13 protein-coding genes are annotated in these 16,076 nt (G+C 68.0%); 8 read left to right on the top strand and 5 right to left on the bottom strand.

Annotation, left to right across the window (positions count from 1 at the left end; all coding sequences use genetic code 11):
• Nucleotides 1–58: 58 nt before the first annotated feature.
• Nucleotides 59–4,366, bottom strand: a complete 4,308-nt coding sequence (locus tag ACYVJ8_RS13360) for a PxKF domain-containing protein (protein ID WP_460713173.1) — start codon at nt 4,364–4,366, stop codon at nt 59–61.
• A gap of 247 nt (nt 4,367–4,613) precedes the next feature.
• Between ACYVJ8_RS13360 and ttcA the strand changes: the two genes are divergently transcribed.
• The 3 genes from ttcA to ACYVJ8_RS13345 all read left to right on the top strand — a co-directional run bounded on the left by ttcA (nt 4,614) and on the right by ACYVJ8_RS13345 (nt 7,500).
• Nucleotides 4,614–5,510 (top strand): tRNA 2-thiocytidine(32) synthetase TtcA, encoded by an 897-nt coding sequence (gene ttcA / locus ACYVJ8_RS13355; RefSeq protein ID WP_460713742.1) that lies wholly within the window; start codon nt 4,614–4,616, stop codon nt 5,508–5,510.
• 88 nt (nt 5,511–5,598) lie between these two features.
• On the top strand, nt 5,599–6,504 hold the full coding sequence (locus ACYVJ8_RS13350; protein WP_460713171.1) for a recombination-associated protein RdgC: 906 nt from the start codon (nt 5,599–5,601) through the stop codon (nt 6,502–6,504).
• A gap of 213 nt (nt 6,505–6,717) precedes the next feature.
• On the top strand, nt 6,718–7,500 hold the full coding sequence (locus tag ACYVJ8_RS13345) for a M48 family metallopeptidase (RefSeq protein ID WP_460713169.1): 783 nt from the start codon (nt 6,718–6,720) through the stop codon (nt 7,498–7,500).
• A 4-nt stretch (nt 7,501–7,504) separates the two neighbouring features.
• On the opposite strand, the gene ACYVJ8_RS13340 is transcribed toward ACYVJ8_RS13345, so the two are convergent.
• Together ACYVJ8_RS13340 and hemH are read right to left on the bottom strand one after the other, a co-directional pair.
• The gene (locus ACYVJ8_RS13340; protein WP_460713740.1) at nt 7,505–8,377 is read right to left on the bottom strand and encodes an alpha/beta fold hydrolase; all 873 of its coding nucleotides are present in this window, start codon (nt 8,375–8,377) and stop codon (nt 7,505–7,507) included.
• Between the two features lie 5 nt (nt 8,378–8,382).
• Nucleotides 8,383–9,480 carry a ferrochelatase gene (gene hemH, locus ACYVJ8_RS13335; RefSeq protein WP_460713167.1) on the bottom strand — a complete coding sequence of 366 codons (1,098 nt, stop codon included), beginning with the start codon at nt 9,478–9,480 and terminating at the stop codon, nt 8,383–8,385.
• Between the two features lie 206 nt (nt 9,481–9,686).
• On the opposite strand from hemH, the gene ACYVJ8_RS13330 reads away from it, so the two are divergent.
• The 4 genes from ACYVJ8_RS13330 (at nt 9,687) to tatC (ending at nt 12,213) form a co-directional block, all read left to right on the top strand.
• Entirely contained in the window at nt 9,687–10,574 is an 888-nt protein-coding gene (locus tag ACYVJ8_RS13330) for a lipid-binding SYLF domain-containing protein (RefSeq protein WP_460713738.1), read from the top strand.
• Between the two features lie 115 nt (nt 10,575–10,689).
• Nucleotides 10,690–10,935 (top strand): Sec-independent protein translocase subunit TatA, encoded by a 246-nt coding sequence (gene tatA / locus ACYVJ8_RS13325; protein WP_460713165.1) that lies wholly within the window; start codon nt 10,690–10,692, stop codon nt 10,933–10,935.
• 44 nt (nt 10,936–10,979) lie between these two features.
• Complete coding sequence (gene tatB / locus ACYVJ8_RS13320; RefSeq protein ID WP_460713163.1) at nt 10,980–11,483, top strand: Sec-independent protein translocase protein TatB; 504 nt, start codon at nt 10,980–10,982, stop codon at nt 11,481–11,483.
• Complete coding sequence (tatC, locus tag ACYVJ8_RS13315) at nt 11,470–12,213, top strand: twin-arginine translocase subunit TatC (RefSeq protein ID WP_460713161.1); 744 nt, start codon at nt 11,470–11,472, stop codon at nt 12,211–12,213. The genes tatB and tatC overlap by 14 nt, the downstream gene beginning before the upstream one ends.
• A gap of 61 nt (nt 12,214–12,274) precedes the next feature.
• On the opposite strand, the gene ACYVJ8_RS13310 is transcribed toward tatC, so the two are convergent.
• A complete protein-coding gene (locus tag ACYVJ8_RS13310) occupies nt 12,275–13,681 on the bottom strand; it encodes a short-chain fatty acid transporter (protein ID WP_460713159.1) in 1,407 nt (468 codons plus the stop codon).
• Complete coding sequence (gene ubiA, locus ACYVJ8_RS13305) at nt 13,681–14,589, bottom strand: 4-hydroxybenzoate octaprenyltransferase (RefSeq protein ID WP_460713736.1); 909 nt, start codon at nt 14,587–14,589, stop codon at nt 13,681–13,683. Before ubiA ends, ACYVJ8_RS13310 begins: the two co-directional genes overlap by 1 nt.
• Before the next feature lie 220 nt (nt 14,590–14,809).
• Here ubiA and ACYVJ8_RS13300 point away from each other — a divergent pair, with 220 nt between their 5' ends.
• Nucleotides 14,810–16,057, top strand: a complete 1,248-nt coding sequence (locus ACYVJ8_RS13300) for an HD-GYP domain-containing protein (RefSeq protein WP_460713157.1) — start codon at nt 14,810–14,812, stop codon at nt 16,055–16,057.
• Nucleotides 16,058–16,076: the final 19 nt, after the last annotated feature.

The following is a 16,076-nucleotide window of genomic DNA, read 5'->3' as shown; positions in this document are numbered from 1 at the left end:
CCGTTCCCATGACCAGACGTCCCGGTGCGGCAGGGGAAACCTGCCGCACCGGCGTGCCTCAGTTGAACTTGAACAATGCCGGGCGCAGGAGTCCGTCGCCCAGATTGAGTTCGAGCCTGCGGCAGGCGTTGCGCAGCGACGACGCAGCCATCCAGTCGAGCTGGTAGTAGCCGTTGCCCAGGTTCTGCAGCTGGCCGTTGTTCCCGCCGAAGACGCTGATGCGGTTCTCGGTGGCACTCGGACACGAGAGGGCGATCGCGCCGACGCTGGCGGAGGTCAGGCTGGACACCGGAGCGCCCTGCGCATCCACCACCCGCCAGCGCAGCTGCACCGAGCGGCCGGCCTTCAGCACATTGAGCACGGACGGATTCTGCACCGGCGCGGTGAACCCGTTGAACCCGAAGAGCACGCGGTAGGACGCACCGCCCGCAGCGGTGTTGCCCGCGCGGTCGGTCGCCGCGCACGTCACGCTCTTGCTGCCGACCGTGCCGGTCGCGAGCGCACCGCAGGATGCGCTGGCGATGCCCGACAGCGTGTCGCTGCCGTTGGCGGTTGCCGTATCCGTGGCGTTCAACAGCATTTCCGCCGCGACGCTGGGTGCCAGCGTCGGCGCGGTCGCGTCGCGCTTGATCGTCACCGTGCGCGACACCGTGGCGCCCACCGCATTGGTAGCCGTGCAGGTGAAGCTTGCACCCGGCGTATCGGTCGTCACGCTGACGTTATTGCACCCGGTGGAAGAAACGATCGCCGACTCGGCATCGCTCACCGACCAGGCGATCTGCACGTTGCCGACATACCAGCCCTCGTTGCCCAGCGTGCCGGTCACGCTGGGCGTGATCGTCGGCGGCGTGGCGTCGACGGTCCAGGCGTGGACGGCGGCGCTGGCGTCGCGATGGCCGGCCTTGTCGCGCGCCCGCACGGCGAAGGTATGCGCGCCGGACGCCACGACAAAGGCATAGGGCGAGACGCACGCGGTGAACGCGGCGCCGTCCAGGCTGCACTCGTAGCCGGCCACACCGGAAGTCGCATCGTCGCCGGTGAAGGCGAAACCCGCGCTGGTGCTCGTACCGGTCGCGGGTACGCTGAGGAGCCGCGTTTCCGGCGCCACCGTGTCGCGGCGAACGACTGCCGTGTTGCTGGAAGTGCCGCCCACGCTCGTCGCACTGCAGGTGATGCTGGTGCCGGCGGTGTCGGTGTTCTGCACGAAGGCCTGGCAGCCCGGCGTGCTGGTGTAACTGGATTCCGGCTCGTCGATAGCGAAGCTAACCTGCACGTCGCCGATCGCCCAGCCGTTGCTGCCCCAATTCGCCGATTGCCCCGCGATGATCTGCGGCGGCGTCGTGTCGACCTTGAAGGCATAACCCGCTTCCAATTCGTCGCGATGGCCCGCGGCGTCGATGGCGCGCACATAGAAGACGTGCTGGCCGTGACCCAGGTTGTCATAGCGCTTTGGCGAGCTACAGGGCTGCCACTGGTAGCTGCTGTCGAAGCGGCATTCGTAGCCGGCCACGCCGGAGGTCGCATCGCTGCCGTCGAATTCGAACGTGGCGCTGGTGGCATTGATCACGGCAGCGGGCGTCGAGATCAGGCGCGTTTCCGGCGCCACGGTGTCACGGCGGACAAAAACGGGCTGCACGGTCGTACCGCCGCGGCTGACCGCGGTACAGGTGAACGTCGCCTCCAATGCATCGCTGGTCAGCGTCGCGGGCTCGCAGCCCGTCATCGACGTGATCGGCGATTCGTCGTCGCTGACCTGCCACTGGATCTGCACGTCGCCGGTGTACCACTCGTTCGTGCCCTGCGGCCCGATAACGTCGGCGAAGACGCGCGGTGCGGTCGGATCGGTGAACCACTGCTGGCTCACCGGCGCGCTGCGATGTCCTGCGGCATCGACGGCACGGATCTGCAGATCGTGCTCGCCGGGACCGAACGTGCTGTGCACCGGCGAAACGCACGCAGCGAACTGCGCGCCATCCAGGCTGCATTCGAAACCGGCGATGCCGGACATGAGATCGTCGCCTTCGAAGCTGATCTTCGCCTGCGCGCCGGTGGTCTCGAATCCGACCAAGCGCACGACAGGCGCCATCAGGTCGACCTTGACGTGCACATCCATGAAGGCCGGACCGCCCGCGCTCTCGGCATGGCAGAAGAAGCCCGCATCGGTCGTTTCGCTTTGCACCTGCGCGGGATCGCACCCGACGCTCCAGCGGATGCCGGACTCGGGATCGGTCACCGACCACTGCACGTCCACCGGGCTCACGTACCAGCCGTTCTCTCCCTGCGTACCGGTGACGAGCGGTTCGATCACCGGCGGCGTGTCGTCGATGACGAGCACGTAGTCACGGCGCACGGCGAAACCGTTGCGGTCGCGACCTTCCACGGTGATCGGGAAGCGGCCGGTCTCGTGCCAGGAACCGAACAGCCGGCCATTGGCTTCGAGTCGGAACGTCTCCGGCAACGAGCCGGCGACGATGGCGTAATGCGGTTCCTGCAACGGATACGGCGATTCGCTGCGAAGGTCGAAGCGTACGTCGAGCCACTGGCCCGTGTGCAGACCGGGCAGGTTGTCCGGATCCATCACCAGCCGCGGCGACACCCAGGGCAGGCTCCAGCACTCGCGGCGGCCGTCGGTGCGGATCGCACAGCTGTGGTCGTGCCCGGCCGCCACCGCGACGAAGGTGCCTTCGGGTGCCTGCAGTTGTCCGCTCCAGTTCTCGCCCCAGCACAGCAGGCGGCCGTCGATGCGGATCGCGCAGCTGTGGTACGCGCCGACCGACAGCGCGCGGAATGTTGCGAAGTTCGGGTTGTACTGCGGATCGTAGGGGCTGTTCTGATCCATCGGCGGCGGGGTCATGCCCCAGCACTTGATGTGCAGGGCGCTGTCGAGCGCGCAACTGTGGCGTTCGCCGGCCTGGATGCTGAGGAAGCGCTGTTCCGACGGCAGCGCAGGCACCGTCGTCTGGCCCTCGCCGTTGTAGCCCCAGCACTGGCCGGTGCCGTCCGCGGCCACGCCGCAGCTGTGCATCAGACCCGCGCTGAGATTGCGGAAGAGACCTTCGGGCGCGAGCGTCTTGCCGTTGGTTTCGCGGCCCCAGCAACGGGCGCGGCCGTCCAGCGCGAGCACGCCGCAACCGTGCTCATAACCGACGTCGAATTGGCGGAACGGCTCGAACGGCAGATCCTGCTGGATCATGCTGCCGAAGCACAGCACGTGGCCGAGCGGATCGCGTGCGCAGATCGATTCCCAACCGGCCGCCGCGGCGCTGAAGCGCAGGCCCGGCGCGGGGTCGGGCGTCAATCCGCCCCAGCAGCTCAGGCGGCCGTCCGCCGTCACCTGGCACTGATGCCAGTCGCCGGCGGCGAGTTCGCCGATGCCGAACGTGCCTTCGTACGGACGCGGCGACGGGCCCCACTGATCGCCCCAATCGGTGTTGCCCCAGCAGGAAACCTGGCCGTCGATGCGGATGCCGCAGGCGTGGTGCACGCCGACGCTGATCGTGCTGAAACGCGCCTCGGGATCCGTCGGCGGCGTGCTCTGGCCGGCCCAGTGCGCACCCCAGCACTGCACCTGGCCGTCGGCGCGGATGCCGCAGGTATTGAACGCACCCGCGGAGATCGCAGTGAACAACTCCGCCGGCGGCGTCGCCTGGCCATCGCCGTTGTCGCCCCAGCACTGCACGCTGCCGTCGGCGCGCAGGCCGCAAGCGTGGCGCGCACCGACACTCACGGCGATGAAGGCGCCTTGCGGCACCATCGCGGGATCGATGTCACCCCAGCACTCGGCGTGGCCGTCGGCGCGCAGGCCGCAGACGAAGGTGTCGCCGACGCTCATCGCGGCGAAGTCGCCCGCAGGCGGCGGCGCCAGCGGCGCGGCCCAGGCGCTGCCCGACCAACAGGCGACGTTGCCTTCCGGGTACTGCCACGGCAGGGCGCGGGCGTGCAGGCCGCAGGTGTACTGCATGCCCGACGCCAGCGCGGTGAACGTGCCGCTCATGGCCGGCGGCGGAGGCGGCGGCGGGGGATCGCCGTCGCGCGCGGTGAAGCCCATGCCCCAACATTCGACGCTGCCGTCGCCGCGCAGGCCGCAGGTGTGTTCGAAGGCGGCGCTCAGTTCCATGAAGGCGCCCGCTGGCGGCGTGGTCTTGCCGTTGTCGCCGTAGCCCCAGCACGAGGCCGTACCGTCCGGACGCAGCGCGCAGGTGTGGCCGACACCGGTAGTCAGAATGCCCGCGCCGCCGCGGCCATCCGGGATCGCCCCTTCCTGGCGAACCTGCGCCATGGCGGGCAGTGCCGCAAAACTCAGGCACAACAAAACCACGCACAGCGAAAAATGACCGCGCAGCGCGCGGCCGAGCCGAGTGCTCATCGAACCCCCATTCCCTTAGTCCCCTGCACGCGTCAGGCCGCGTGCTTACCAGGCCGGCGATCCTTGCCCCGATGCGCTCGGCGCACCGAGTATGCCAGAGCAAGTGCGACGGCCGTCACAGCATGGTGCCGTAGCGTCGTCGCGCACGCCGCGACTGGTGCATGAAAGGTGGACCGGGAATGCGACGGTAGAATGACCAGCCCGTCCCCCGTGGTTTGCCAGTCCCGAGCCGTTCGTGAGCATCGTCCTGCCCCTCGCCGAACCCTTGCCGCGCGCCACCGGTCGCGCCGAACGGCGTGCGCACGAGTCCAACAAACTCGCCAAGCGCTTGCGCCACCAGGTCGGCCGCGCGATCGCCGACTTCGGCATGATCGAAGACGGCGACAAGGTGATGGTGTGCCTGTCCGGCGGCAAGGACAGCTACACGATGCTCGACATCCTCCTGCAACTGCAGCAGAAGGCGCCGGTGAAGTTCGAACTGGTCGCGGTCAATCTGGACCAGAAGCAGCCGGACTTCCCCGAGCACATCCTTCCGGCGTACCTCGAATCGTTGGGGGTGCCGTACAAGATCCTCGAGCAGGACACCTATTCGGTGGTCAAGCGCGTGGTGCCGGAAGGCAAGACCCTGTGCTCGCTGTGCTCGCGCCTGCGCCGCGGCGCGCTGTATGCGTACGCGGAGGAACAGGGGTTCACCAAGATCGCGCTGGGCCACCATCGCGACGACCTGGTGGCTACGTTCTTTCTCAACCTGTTCTTCCACGCCAAGCTCGGCGGCATGCCGCCCAAGCTGCTCAGCGACGACGGCAAGCACGTGGTGATCCGCCCGCTCGCTTATGTGCGCGAGGACGACATCGCCGCCTATGCCGAGGCGAAGCAGTTCCCTATCATCCCCTGCAACCTGTGCGGCTCGCAGGAAAACCTGCAGCGCAAGCAGGTGAAGAAGATGATGGATGCCTGGGAGAAGGACAGCCCCGGCCGTATCGAAACCATCGCCCGCGCGCTAGGCGACATCCGCCCTTCGCAGCTGAGCGATCCCAAGCTGTTCGATTTCCTCGCCCTTGGGCGCCTCGGCGACGCGCCGCTGCCCGACGCGCATGCGTGGCTGGCGGGCGAGCCGCATGTCCGGGAAGACGAAGGCGTCTGAGATACTTGTGCTCCGTATCGTCATTCCGGCGCAAGCCCGAGTGACGAGCACCTAGCTTCCGAAGCAATCAAATTCCGAACACACCTGAATGTTCTTTCGCAACCTGACGCTGTTTCGCTTCCCCACCACCACCAAGCTCGACGAACTCGACAGCGGCCTCGACGAGTGCCAGCTCAAGCCGGTCGGTCCGCTCGAACTCTCCAGCCGCGGTTTCATCTCGCCCTTCGGACGCGACAGTGACGTACTCGCCGCGCGCCAGCGCGATGCGGTCTGGCTCACCATGGGCGGCGAGGACCGGCTGCTACCCGGCAGCGTGGTCAACGACATGCTGGCCAAGAAGCTCGAGGAGATCGAGGCGAAGGAAGGCCGCAGGCCCGGCGGCCGCACGCGCAAGCGGATCAAGGACGAACTGATCACCGACCTGCTGCCGCGTGCCTTCATCAAGCCCAGCCGTACCGATGCGCTGCTCGATCTGGAGCACGGCATCGTCGTGGTCGACACCTCCAGCCGCAAGAACGGCGAGAGCGTGGTCAGCGAGATCCGCCGCGCGCTCGGCAGCTTCCCCGCGCTGCCGCTGAACGCGGAAGTCGCGCCGCGCAGCGTGCTGACCGGCTGGATCGCGGGCGAACCGCTTCCGGACGGGCTCTCGCTCGGCGACGAGTGCGAGCTGCGCGATCCGGTCGATCAGGGCGCGGTGGTGAAGTGCCAGCGCCAGGAACTGCAGGGCGACGAGATCGGCAAGCACCTGGAAGCCGGCAAGCAGGTCACGCGCCTGGCGCTGACGCTGGACGATCATGTGTCCTTCGTGCTCGGCGAAGACTTGGTCGTGCGCAAGTTCAAGCTCCTCGACGGCGCCGTCGACCAGCTCGAATCCACCGAGCGCGAAGACATCCGGGCCGAACTCGACGCGCGCTTCGCCCTGATGAGCGGCGAGGTGAAGCGTTTGTTCGCCGTGCTCGAGAAGGCGCTGAAGCTGTCCAAGGCCGAGGCCTAAGCCGCCGCTCGGCACCCAATGACGGTGCACGGTGGCAGTCGCCTCCGTGCCCGTCATGCGGCCGACGCCGCTCCGACACGTAGCGTGAACATCATTGGTCGCGGAGTGCTGGATGCGCCGCGCCATTCCCGCAATGAAAACGATCACAGCTGAATGCGCGACGGCGCCGCGGCGCCATCGCGATATGCTCTTGCACATGACGAGCGTGTACGCATGAATCCACTCCGCCTGCTGGCGGGCAAGCCGCGCGTGGTTCCACGCGCGGCGACGCGCGAAACCCTCAGCTTCACCCTCGACAACGGCGAAACCGTCGACGTCCTGCGCGTGCGCGATCCGCGCGCGCGGCGGATCAAGCTCAGCGTGAGCGAGCGCGGCGCGCGCCTGACCCTGCCGCTGCGCGCCAGCGAAGTCTCGGGCGAGCGCTTCGTGCTCGAACACGGCGACTGGCTGATGGCGCAGCTCGCGCGCAACGACAACGCGGCGCTGATGCTGATCCCGCACGTCACCACCGCCATCCCCCTGCGCGGCGGCGAACTGCCCGTGACCTGGAGCGAAGGCCGCGCGCTGCGCCTCAACCGCACCGACGAGGCGCTGCAGGTTGCCGTGCCCGCCAACGTGCGCACGACTTCGCTGCAACGGGCGCTGCGCGACTTCTACGAGGCCGAAGGCCGCGCCGACGTCGGGCGCTGGCTGCCGCCGCTGCTGCCGACGTTGCCGCGGCCGCCTTCGCGTGTCGTCTTCAAGGTGATGAGTTCGCAGTGGGGATCGCTGGCGCCCAACGGCGTGGTCGCGCTCGATCTGGCGCTGGTGCTGGCGCGTCCCAGCGCCTTCGAGTACGTGTTCGTCCACGAGCTGTGCCATCTGATCCGCGCCGACCACTCGCGCGCGTTCTGGCGCGAGGTCGAGGCGCGCTTCCCGCATTGGCGCGCGGAACGCGATTACTTCCACGAACACGGACGCCAGCTCAAGGCGTCGTTGCGCGCATTGCTGGGCTGAGACCCTAGCCGTTCGCCGCGGCCATCCGCGGCTCCACGAAGAAATCGCCGATCGCGGCCGCCACGCCGGGCGCATCGTCCATGTGCAGGTGGTGGCTGCCCGGCATCACGATGAGCTCGCCCTGTTTCAGCAGCGCCGCACGCGCACGCCGCAGCGCATCGGGGAAATAGCTCTGCGGCGGATCGGCATAGATCACCCGTGTCGGGCATTCGATGTGCTTGAGCAGATTGCGGCTCTGCGCCTCGCTCATGCGCACCGCCGTCGGCATGGTCAGGCGCGGATCGCTGCGCCAGACGAAGCCGTCTTCGACCGCGCGCAGGCCACGCTGGACCAGCAGCGTCGCCGCCGCTTCGCCCAAGTCGCCGGTGCGCGCCTGCAGGCGCGCGCGCGCCGCGGTGGCCACGTCGGGAAACACGCGCAACTGCTTGCCGGGCAGTGCGCCGTACGCTGTGAGGGCATCGCGCAGGCGCTGCGTGGTGCGCTCTTCGTCTTCGGTCAGCGCACCCAAGGCCTCGATCGTCAGCAGCCGCTCTATGCGCTGCGGCTGCGCCGACGCCATCAGGCTGGCGATGACGCCGCCGAGCGAATGGCCGAGCAACGCAAAGCGGTCCCAGCCCAGCGCATCGGCGGCCGCGAAGGCCGCGCGCAGAAAGGCGATCAGCAAGTAGTCCGCCGCTGGCGGCAAGTGCGCGCTGGCGCCATGCCCAGGCATGTCGATGGCGACCAGGTCGATATCGCGCAGATGCCGCGACAGCGGTACGAAACTGGCGGCATTGTCGAGCCAGCCGTGCAGGGCGAGCACACGCGGCGCGCCTTCATGGCCGCAGCGCAGTCCCGCCAGCGTGCCGAACGTGGTGTCGACGGCGAAGGCGCGCATCGTATTCATGCCGTGCGACCCGCCGCGGCCGCCGCTTCGCCGGCTACCGCCGCGCGGGCGATCGCCGCCAGGGCGCCAGCGTGGGCCTCGCTGTCGTTGAGGCATGGGATGTAGCGCAACTCGCCGCCACGCGCGCGGAAGTCCTCGCGCAGCATCTGCGCCACTTCCTCCAGCGTCTCCAGGCAATCGACCGCGAAGCCGGGCGCGACCACGTCGACGCTGCGGACACCGCGCGCGGCCAGCGCCTCGAGCGTATCGGCTGTCGCCGGTTCCAGCCATTTCTCGCGGCCGAAGCGCGACTGATAGGTCAGCGTCCACGACTCCTCGCGCAGGCCCAGCGCATCGGCGATCGCGCGGGCGCCGGCTTCGCACTGACGCGGATATGGGTCGCCGTTGTCCGCCAGGCGCTGCGGCAGGCCATGGAACGAGAACAGCAGGTGCGCCGCGTTGCCGTGCTGCGCGCGGTGGGCGCGAATGGAATCCGCAACCGCGGCGACCCAGCGGGCATCGAGGTGATAGTCGCCGACGAAGTGCATGAGCGATGCACCGGCGCTGGCGACCGCCTGGGCCTTCCCCGCCTCGACGAAGCCGCTGTCGACGACGGCGAAGCCCTCGGCTTCGGCCACGTCGCGCACCGACGCCGTCGTGGTGGTCGAATACTGCGGGTACAACGGCAACAGCACGATGCGCTGCGCGCCTTCCTGCCGCAGCTCTTGCAACGTCGCCGCCAATGCCGGGCCGCCGTAGCGCATCGCGTGCACCACTCGCCATTGCGGACACGCGCGCTGTACGGCCTGCGCGAGGTCGCGCGTGTAGGCGGCCAGCGGCGAGCCGTCCTTGCGCCAGATGCTCGCGTACTTGTGCGCCACCCGCTGCGAACGCAGCGGCAGGATCACCCAGTTCAGCACCGGCCACCACAGCCAGCGCGGCAGGTCGACCACGCGTCGGTCGGAAAGGAATTCGCGCAGGTAACGCCGCACGGCGCCGGCCGTCGGCGTGTCGGGCGTGCCGAGGTTCACCAGCACCAGCGTGGTCGCGGCTTCGGAGGCGGCGGGCGCGGGGTTGCCGGTAGTAGCGCCTGCCGTCGGGGTGGGCGTGATCATCTGCATAGGATGACAGCGGCACCGGCGCGGCGTCATCCGGATGCAGGTAGTGCGCCGCCGAATCGGGCGCAAACGCGCCCCGCGCCGATTCGTGGGCGCCGTCGCAGCCCGGCAGTGCGCGCCTGCTTCGTATCGTCGCCATTCATTGCGCCGTCAGTACCCTCCGGGCATCCCCCGCCGCCGGAGCCGTCATGTCGCGCGCCATCCTGTCGAAGCTGTCCGTCCTTCCCCTGTCGCTCGCCCTCTCCTTCGCCTTCGCTGGCACGGCGATGGCCGGTCCCGAGGAGGACCAGCGCGCCGTCGATGCCGTGCGCGTGCTCGCCGAGGTGCAGCGCATCCCCGAGTCGGCGATTCCCGACAAGCTCTTCGACGAAGCCAAGGCGATCGTGGTGGTGCCCGACACGCTCAAGGTCGGCCTGCTGCTGGGCGGCCGCCGCGGCCATGGTGTCGTGTCGGTGAAGAATCCCGACGGCAGCTGGTCGAATCCGAGCTTCGTCAAACTCACCGGCGGCAGCATCGGTTTGCAGGCTGGCGTGCAGTCGGCCGACGTCGTCCTGGTGTTCCGTGGCGAGCGCGGGCTGGATTCGATCGTCAACGGCAAGGTCACGCTCGGCGCGGATGCCGGCGTTGCCGCGGGCCCGGTCGGCCGTAATGCCGCCACCGCGACCGACGGTCAGTTGAAGGCGGAGATCTGGTCGTGGTCGCGCGCGCGTGGCCTGTTCGCGGGAATCGCGCTCGATGGCGCCGTGCTTTCGATCGACGACGCCGCCAACCAGCTCGCCTATGGCGAAGGCACCACGCCGCGCATGATTTTCGAGGGCCGTACGCGCACGCAGCCGGACGACAAGGTGGTGGACTTCCGCGATGCGCTGGAGGAAGCCAGCGCGCTGGCGCGCGAACGCCGCGGCGGTACGGCGCCCGTCGGTGCCGCCGCCAGCGCATCCACCCGATCCACAGCCGCTGCACCGGCCTCGCCATCGCCGCCGGCCACTACCGAAGCCCAGCCCGCTCCCTTCCAGGATGTGCCCGCCGATGCGGTGCGCACCGAGCCGCTGCCGCCGGAACCCGCACCCACGAAGACACCCGGACGCTGAACGGCCGGCTCCTTCTACTGAAAGCGACCTTGCTGAACGGCCTCGTTCGTGACGGGCTCCCGCGGAGGTCACGGGGCCTGCGGTATCCTGTGCGCCCACTTCAAAGGGCAAGACAATGGGCGGTTTGAGCATTTGGCACTGGCTGATCGTGCTGGTGATCGTGGTGCTGGTGTTCGGCACCAAGCGTCTGGGCAATGTCGGCAAGGATCTGGGCGAAGCCGTGAAGGGCTTCAAGAAGGGCATGCAGGACGACGACGATAAGAAGCCGTCCGCGCAGCTGCCGGACGAATCGCGTCGCGACAGCACCAGCAATTCCACGACCAACTCGCAGCAGCACGACGACGAGCGCAATCCGCGCTGATTCCGGGTCCGCCTCGCGGCGGTAGCAGCCTTATTGGAACCGGCATGTTCGATATCGGATTCGGCGAGATCTTCCTGATCGCGGTCGTGGCCCTGCTGGTGCTGGGTCCCGAGCGCCTGCCCAAGGCCGCGCGTTTCGCCGGCCTGTGGGTGCGGCGCGCGCGTGCGCAGTGGTATTCGGTCAAGGCCGAGCTTGAGAACGAGCTGGCCGACGACGAACTCAAGCGCAGCCTCAAGCAGACGCGCGCCGACCTGATGGAAGCGCGTGATTCGCTGGCGCAAGGCGGCGCGGCGCTGCAGCGGCAGTTCGAAGACGCGCGCAACGACATGCAGGGCGCATTGCAATCGGCCGCGGCCGTCGGCACCGCTGCTGACCATGGCGACGACGACATCGAACCGCCGCTGAGTTCGGTCACCGACGCGCTGGAACAACCCGAATTGCCGCTCGACCACGACGACGGTCACGACGACCACGCACCGCACGGTCAGCCCGCTGCGGCTCCCACCGCGACCCAGACTGCCGCCCCCCGTCCCGATGAACGACGCTGACGCCGGCAATTCCCAGGCAGAAAGCCGCCTGATCGACCACTTGATTGAACTGCGCGCACGCCTGCTACGGGCGGTGGTCGGGCTGATCGTGGTGTTCGTCGCCTTCCTGCCGTTCGCCAACAAGCTCTATGCGTGGCTGGCCAAGCCGCTGCTTGCCAAGCTGCCTGCGGGCGGGCAACTGATCGCCACTGGCGTGGCCTCGCCGTTCTTCGCGCCGGTGAAGCTCGCCTTCTTCGCCGCGCTGTTCGTCTCCGTGCCGTGGCTGCTCTACCAGGCCTGGGCTTTCGTCGCGCCGGGCCTCTACCAGCGCGAACGAAAACTGGCACTGCCGCTGTTGGTGTCGGCCGTCGCGCTGTTCTACACCGGCTGCGCATTCGCCTATTTCCTGGTGCTGCCGGCGGTGTTCGGCTTCCTCACCAAGGTCACGCCGGAAGGCGTGGCGATGATGACGGACATCCAGGCGTACCTGGATTTTGTGCTGGTGATCTTCCTCGCCTTCGGCGCGAGTTTCGAACTGCCGGTAGCGCTGGTGATCCTCGCCCTGCTGGGCTGGGTCACGCCCAAGCAGCTGCGCGAGTCGCGCGGTTACGCCGTCGTCGGCGTGTTCGTCGTCGCCGCCGTCATCACGCCGCCGGACGTGGTCTCGCAGCTGATGCTCGCGATTCCGATGTGCATCCTTTACGAGATCGGTATTTTGGCCGCCGCCTGGGTCGCTCCCGCCCGCAAGTAACTCCCCGCGTCCTCAGCAGTGAGGCCGCGCGGGCGGCTTTCGACAACGAATAGCCGGCGCTTTACGGAATCACCGGCGGCTGATATTCGAGCGTCAAGCCGAGCAGCCACAACATGCCCAACACCAAAGGCACGTGCACCAGCAACTGCACGAAGGTGTAGCCGACGATGTCGCGCGCCTTCAGGCCCAGCACGCCCAACAAGGGCAGCATCCAGAACGGATTGACCAGGTTCGGCAGCGCCTCGGCCGCGTTGTAGATCTGCACGGCCCAGCCCAGATGCACCTGCAGCTCGTTCGCCGCCTGCATTACGTACGGCGCCTCGATGATCCACTTGCCGCCGCCGGACGGCACAAAGAAGCCCAGCACCGCCGAATAGCCGCCCATCACCAGCGCAAAGCTGTCGCGCGAAGCGACCTGCACGAACAGCGCCGACAAGCGATGCGCGAGCGTCTCGCCACCCGCACCGGGAACGCCGGTGAGCAGCATCGCAATGCCGCCGTACAGCGGGAATTGCAGCAGCACGCCGGCCGTACCTGGCACCGCCTTCGCCACCGCATCGAGGAAGCCGCGCGGCCGCCAATGCAGTAGCAGACCGAGCGAGAGGAACAGCAGGTTGTAGGTGTTCAGATCAGCGATGGCGCTGGTGAAAGGCTTGCCGGCGAACTCGGTCGCGAGCCAGCCGAAGGCGAGCAGCGACAGCAGGATCGTCAGTAGCGGGCTGTGTTCCAGCCATTCGCCAGGACGCACGCGCGCCGCGACTGCGGCGACTTCGGCGGCGTTTTCGTTCTCGACGCCACGTGCGGCGCCCTCACCCGGCGCGGTCGCGTACGCGACCGCCACAGACACCGCGATCAACACCGCCGTCAGCAGCAGCGACTGCCACAACAGGATCGTCTGTGCGAAGGGCAGCACGCCGCTGATTTCGAGCAGACCGGGCGGCATGCTCGCCGGATTCGCCTGCAATTGGGCGGCCGACGAACTCAGCCCCATCGCCCACACCGCACCCAGGCCGAGATACGCGGCCGCGCCCGCGGCGCGGTAGTCCATGCGCAGTTCCGGCCGCCGCGCGAGCGCGCGCACCAGCAATCCGGCGAACACCAGCGAGAAGCCCCAGCTCAACAGCGAACTGAGCATGCTCACCGCGGCGACGAACGCGACGGCGCCACGCCCGCTGCGCGGCCAGCGCGCCAGGCGCTCGATCAGCCGCGCGACCACCGGTGCCGTGGCGACGACATACCCGCCGATCACCACGAACACCATCTGCATGGTGAAGGGGATCAGGCTCCAGTAGCCCTTGCCGAAACCCTGCGCCGTCGCCTGCGGACTCGCGCCGCACGCCATCGCGGCGACGGCCACGATCAGCACGCCGATCACGGCGAATACCCAGGCATCGGGGAACCAGCGCTCGGCGAAGGCGGCGCAGCGCAACGCCGCGCGCGCCAGCCAGGACTCGCTCTTCGCGCTCATCAATGCCGCATGCCCAGGCCGAGGGCGAACCCCGCGAACACCACAAGCCCAACCCAATGGTTGTGCAGGAAGGCGCGGAAGCAGCCGTCACGGTCACGGTTGCGCGCGATGGCGAACTCATACGCGATCAGCACGGCGGCCAGCCCGATCGCATACCAGTAATACGTGCCCAATTCGGCGCGCCGGCCGACCAGAAACAGCGCGTAGACGAACAAGGCATAGAGCACGCCCTGCGCAACCAGATCCATCTCGCCGAACAGGATCGCCGTCGACTTGCTGCCCATGCGCAGGTCGTCGTCGCGATCGACCATGGCGTACCAGGTGTCATACGCCGTCGACCACAGGATGTTGGCGATGTAGAGCAGCCACGCGACCGGCGGTACCTCGCCCTGGATCGCGGCGAAGGCCATTGGGATGCCCCAGCCGAAAGCCATCCCCAGGTACACCTGCGGCAGGTAGGTATAGCGCTTCAGATACGGATAGGACGCGGCGAGCACCACGCCGACGACACTCAGGTAGATCGTCAGCCGGTTCATGGTCAGCACCAGCGCGAACGCCACCAGCATCAGCACCGCGAACACCGCCAGCGCCTCGCGTCCGCTCACCGCGCCGGTGGCGAGCGGGCGCTGCTTGGTCCGTTCCACATGCGGATCGAGCCAGCGGTCCGCATAGTCGTTGATGACGCATCCGGCAGCGCGCGTCAGCCACACGCCGGCGCTGAACACGAACAGGGTCCACAACGGCGGCACGCCCTTGGCGGCCAGCCACAGCCCCCACCAGGTCGGCCACAGCAGCAACAGCCAACCGATCGGGCGATCGCCGCGCACCAGCAGCCAGTACTGCCCGAGCCGTTCGCGCCAACGCGGCACGGGTGGCGGTATCGGGACATAGTCGCGCTCGTAACCCATCGTTCGTATCACCGGAAAAATGAACATGCCCGCAGGCGCACGGACATTGTCGCCGATCGTCTGCCCTCCATCGGAATCCCTCGCCCCGCTTGCGGGGAGAGGGACAGCGTCGCGCAGCGACGCAGGGTGAGGGGACGTGCCCGGACCGCCGGCCAACCAACGCACTATGCCAGCGCCCAACGCTGGCGTAGGCTAGCCGCAGGGGTCTGAGGGGGCTCGCATGGACATCCATTCCAGGGAAGTCCGGATCACCGTCCAGGGATTGACGCTGGGGATGTACGTCAGCCGGCTCGATCGCCCGTGGATCGAAACCGCCTTCCTCATGCAAGGCATCAAGATCACGACCGAAGAGGAGATCGCGATGCTGCAGCGCCTGTGCAACCACGTCTGGGTGGACGTGGTGCTGGGCACCACGCCGAATCCGCGCTTCCTCGCGTTCGAGGAACCCGATCCCGTCCGCCAGGACCGCGCCGCCGCACAAGTCGACGCCTTGCGGAAGACGCGCTGGGAACCGCAGCTCGAAGTGCAGGCGGAACTGCGCCAGGCCGACGCCGTCCACGCCGCGTTGGCGGCGTCGATCGAAGAAATGATGATCGATCTGCGCGACGGCAAGCACCTGGACGTCGAGCGGTTGCGCGAAGGCATCGATGCGATGATCGATTCGATCCTGCGCAATCCCACCGCCTTCGTCTGGCTCAAGGAGATGAAGCGGCGCGACAACTACGCCTACCAGCATGCGATGGGTTGCGCGGTGCTCGCCGCCAGCTTCGGCCGGCACCTCGGCCTGGAACGTGCTGAGCTGCATCTGCTCGCCCTGGCCGGCCTGTTGTGCGATGTCGGCAAGACGCGCGTTTCCACTGAGCTTCTGCACGCGCCACGAGCTCTGCTGCATGCCGAAATCGAACAGGTTCGCCAGCACGTGCAGCATGGCCTGGACATCATCGACGCAACGCCTGGCCTGTCGCCCAAGATCCGCGAAATCGTGGCGACGCATCACGAGCGCCACGACGGCAGCGGCTACCCCTGGAAACTGAGCGGACCGGACATCCCGATCTTCGGCCGCATCATGGGTATCGTCGACAGCTACGACGCGATGACCAGCACACGTCCGCATGTCCACGGTCGCTCGCCGCATCAGGCGGTGAACGAGCTCTATCAGCAGCGCGGCAAACTGTTCCAGGCCGAACTGGTCGAACAGTTCATCCAGAGCTGCGGCATCTACCCCACCGGTTCGCTGGTGGAATTGTCGAACGGCCAAGTAGCGGTGGTGACCGACGTGCACAGCCTCAAGCGCCTGCGGCCGCGCGTGATGCTGCTGCTGGATGCCGACAAGACGCCACTCAAACAATTCCGGGCGCTCGACCTGGGCGAAGTCGACCGCGACGAAAGCGGTCAGCCCCTGAGCGTGAAGACGGGCCTGCCCAGCGGCGCCTACGGCATCGATCCGGTCGAGCTGTTCCTGCACTGACGCCTACGGCCGCCAGGTC

It is taken from the genome of Lysobacter terrae (assembly GCF_054782215.1).
Note: the sequence above shows the minus strand (reverse complement) of the source record. Positions and strands in the feature narration are given on the sequence as shown.

Coding starts and splice junctions, on each gene's coding strand:
- ACYVJ8_RS13360 (WP_460713173.1), bottom strand. CDS start 4,366: ATGAGCACTCGGCTCGGCCGCGCGCTGCGCGGTCATTTTTCGCTGTGC.
- ubiA (WP_460713736.1), bottom strand. CDS start 14,589: ATGGGTTACGAGCGCGACTATGTCCCGATACCGCCACCCGTGCCGCGT.
- ACYVJ8_RS13345 (WP_460713169.1), top strand. CDS start 6,718: ATGAATCCACTCCGCCTGCTGGCGGGCAAGCCGCGCGTGGTTCCACGC.
- tatB (WP_460713163.1), top strand. CDS start 10,980: ATGTTCGATATCGGATTCGGCGAGATCTTCCTGATCGCGGTCGTGGCC.
- ACYVJ8_RS13350 (WP_460713171.1), top strand. CDS start 5,599: ATGTTCTTTCGCAACCTGACGCTGTTTCGCTTCCCCACCACCACCAAG.
- ACYVJ8_RS13300 (WP_460713157.1), top strand. CDS start 14,810: ATGGACATCCATTCCAGGGAAGTCCGGATCACCGTCCAGGGATTGACG.
- tatA (WP_460713165.1), top strand. CDS start 10,690: ATGGGCGGTTTGAGCATTTGGCACTGGCTGATCGTGCTGGTGATCGTG.
- ACYVJ8_RS13310 (WP_460713159.1), bottom strand. CDS start 13,681: ATGAGCGCGAAGAGCGAGTCCTGGCTGGCGCGCGCGGCGTTGCGCTGC.
- tatC (WP_460713161.1), top strand. CDS start 11,470: ATGAACGACGCTGACGCCGGCAATTCCCAGGCAGAAAGCCGCCTGATC.
- ACYVJ8_RS13340 (WP_460713740.1), bottom strand. CDS start 8,377: ATGCGCGCCTTCGCCGTCGACACCACGTTCGGCACGCTGGCGGGACTG.
- hemH (WP_460713167.1), bottom strand. CDS start 9,480: ATGATCACGCCCACCCCGACGGCAGGCGCTACTACCGGCAACCCCGCG.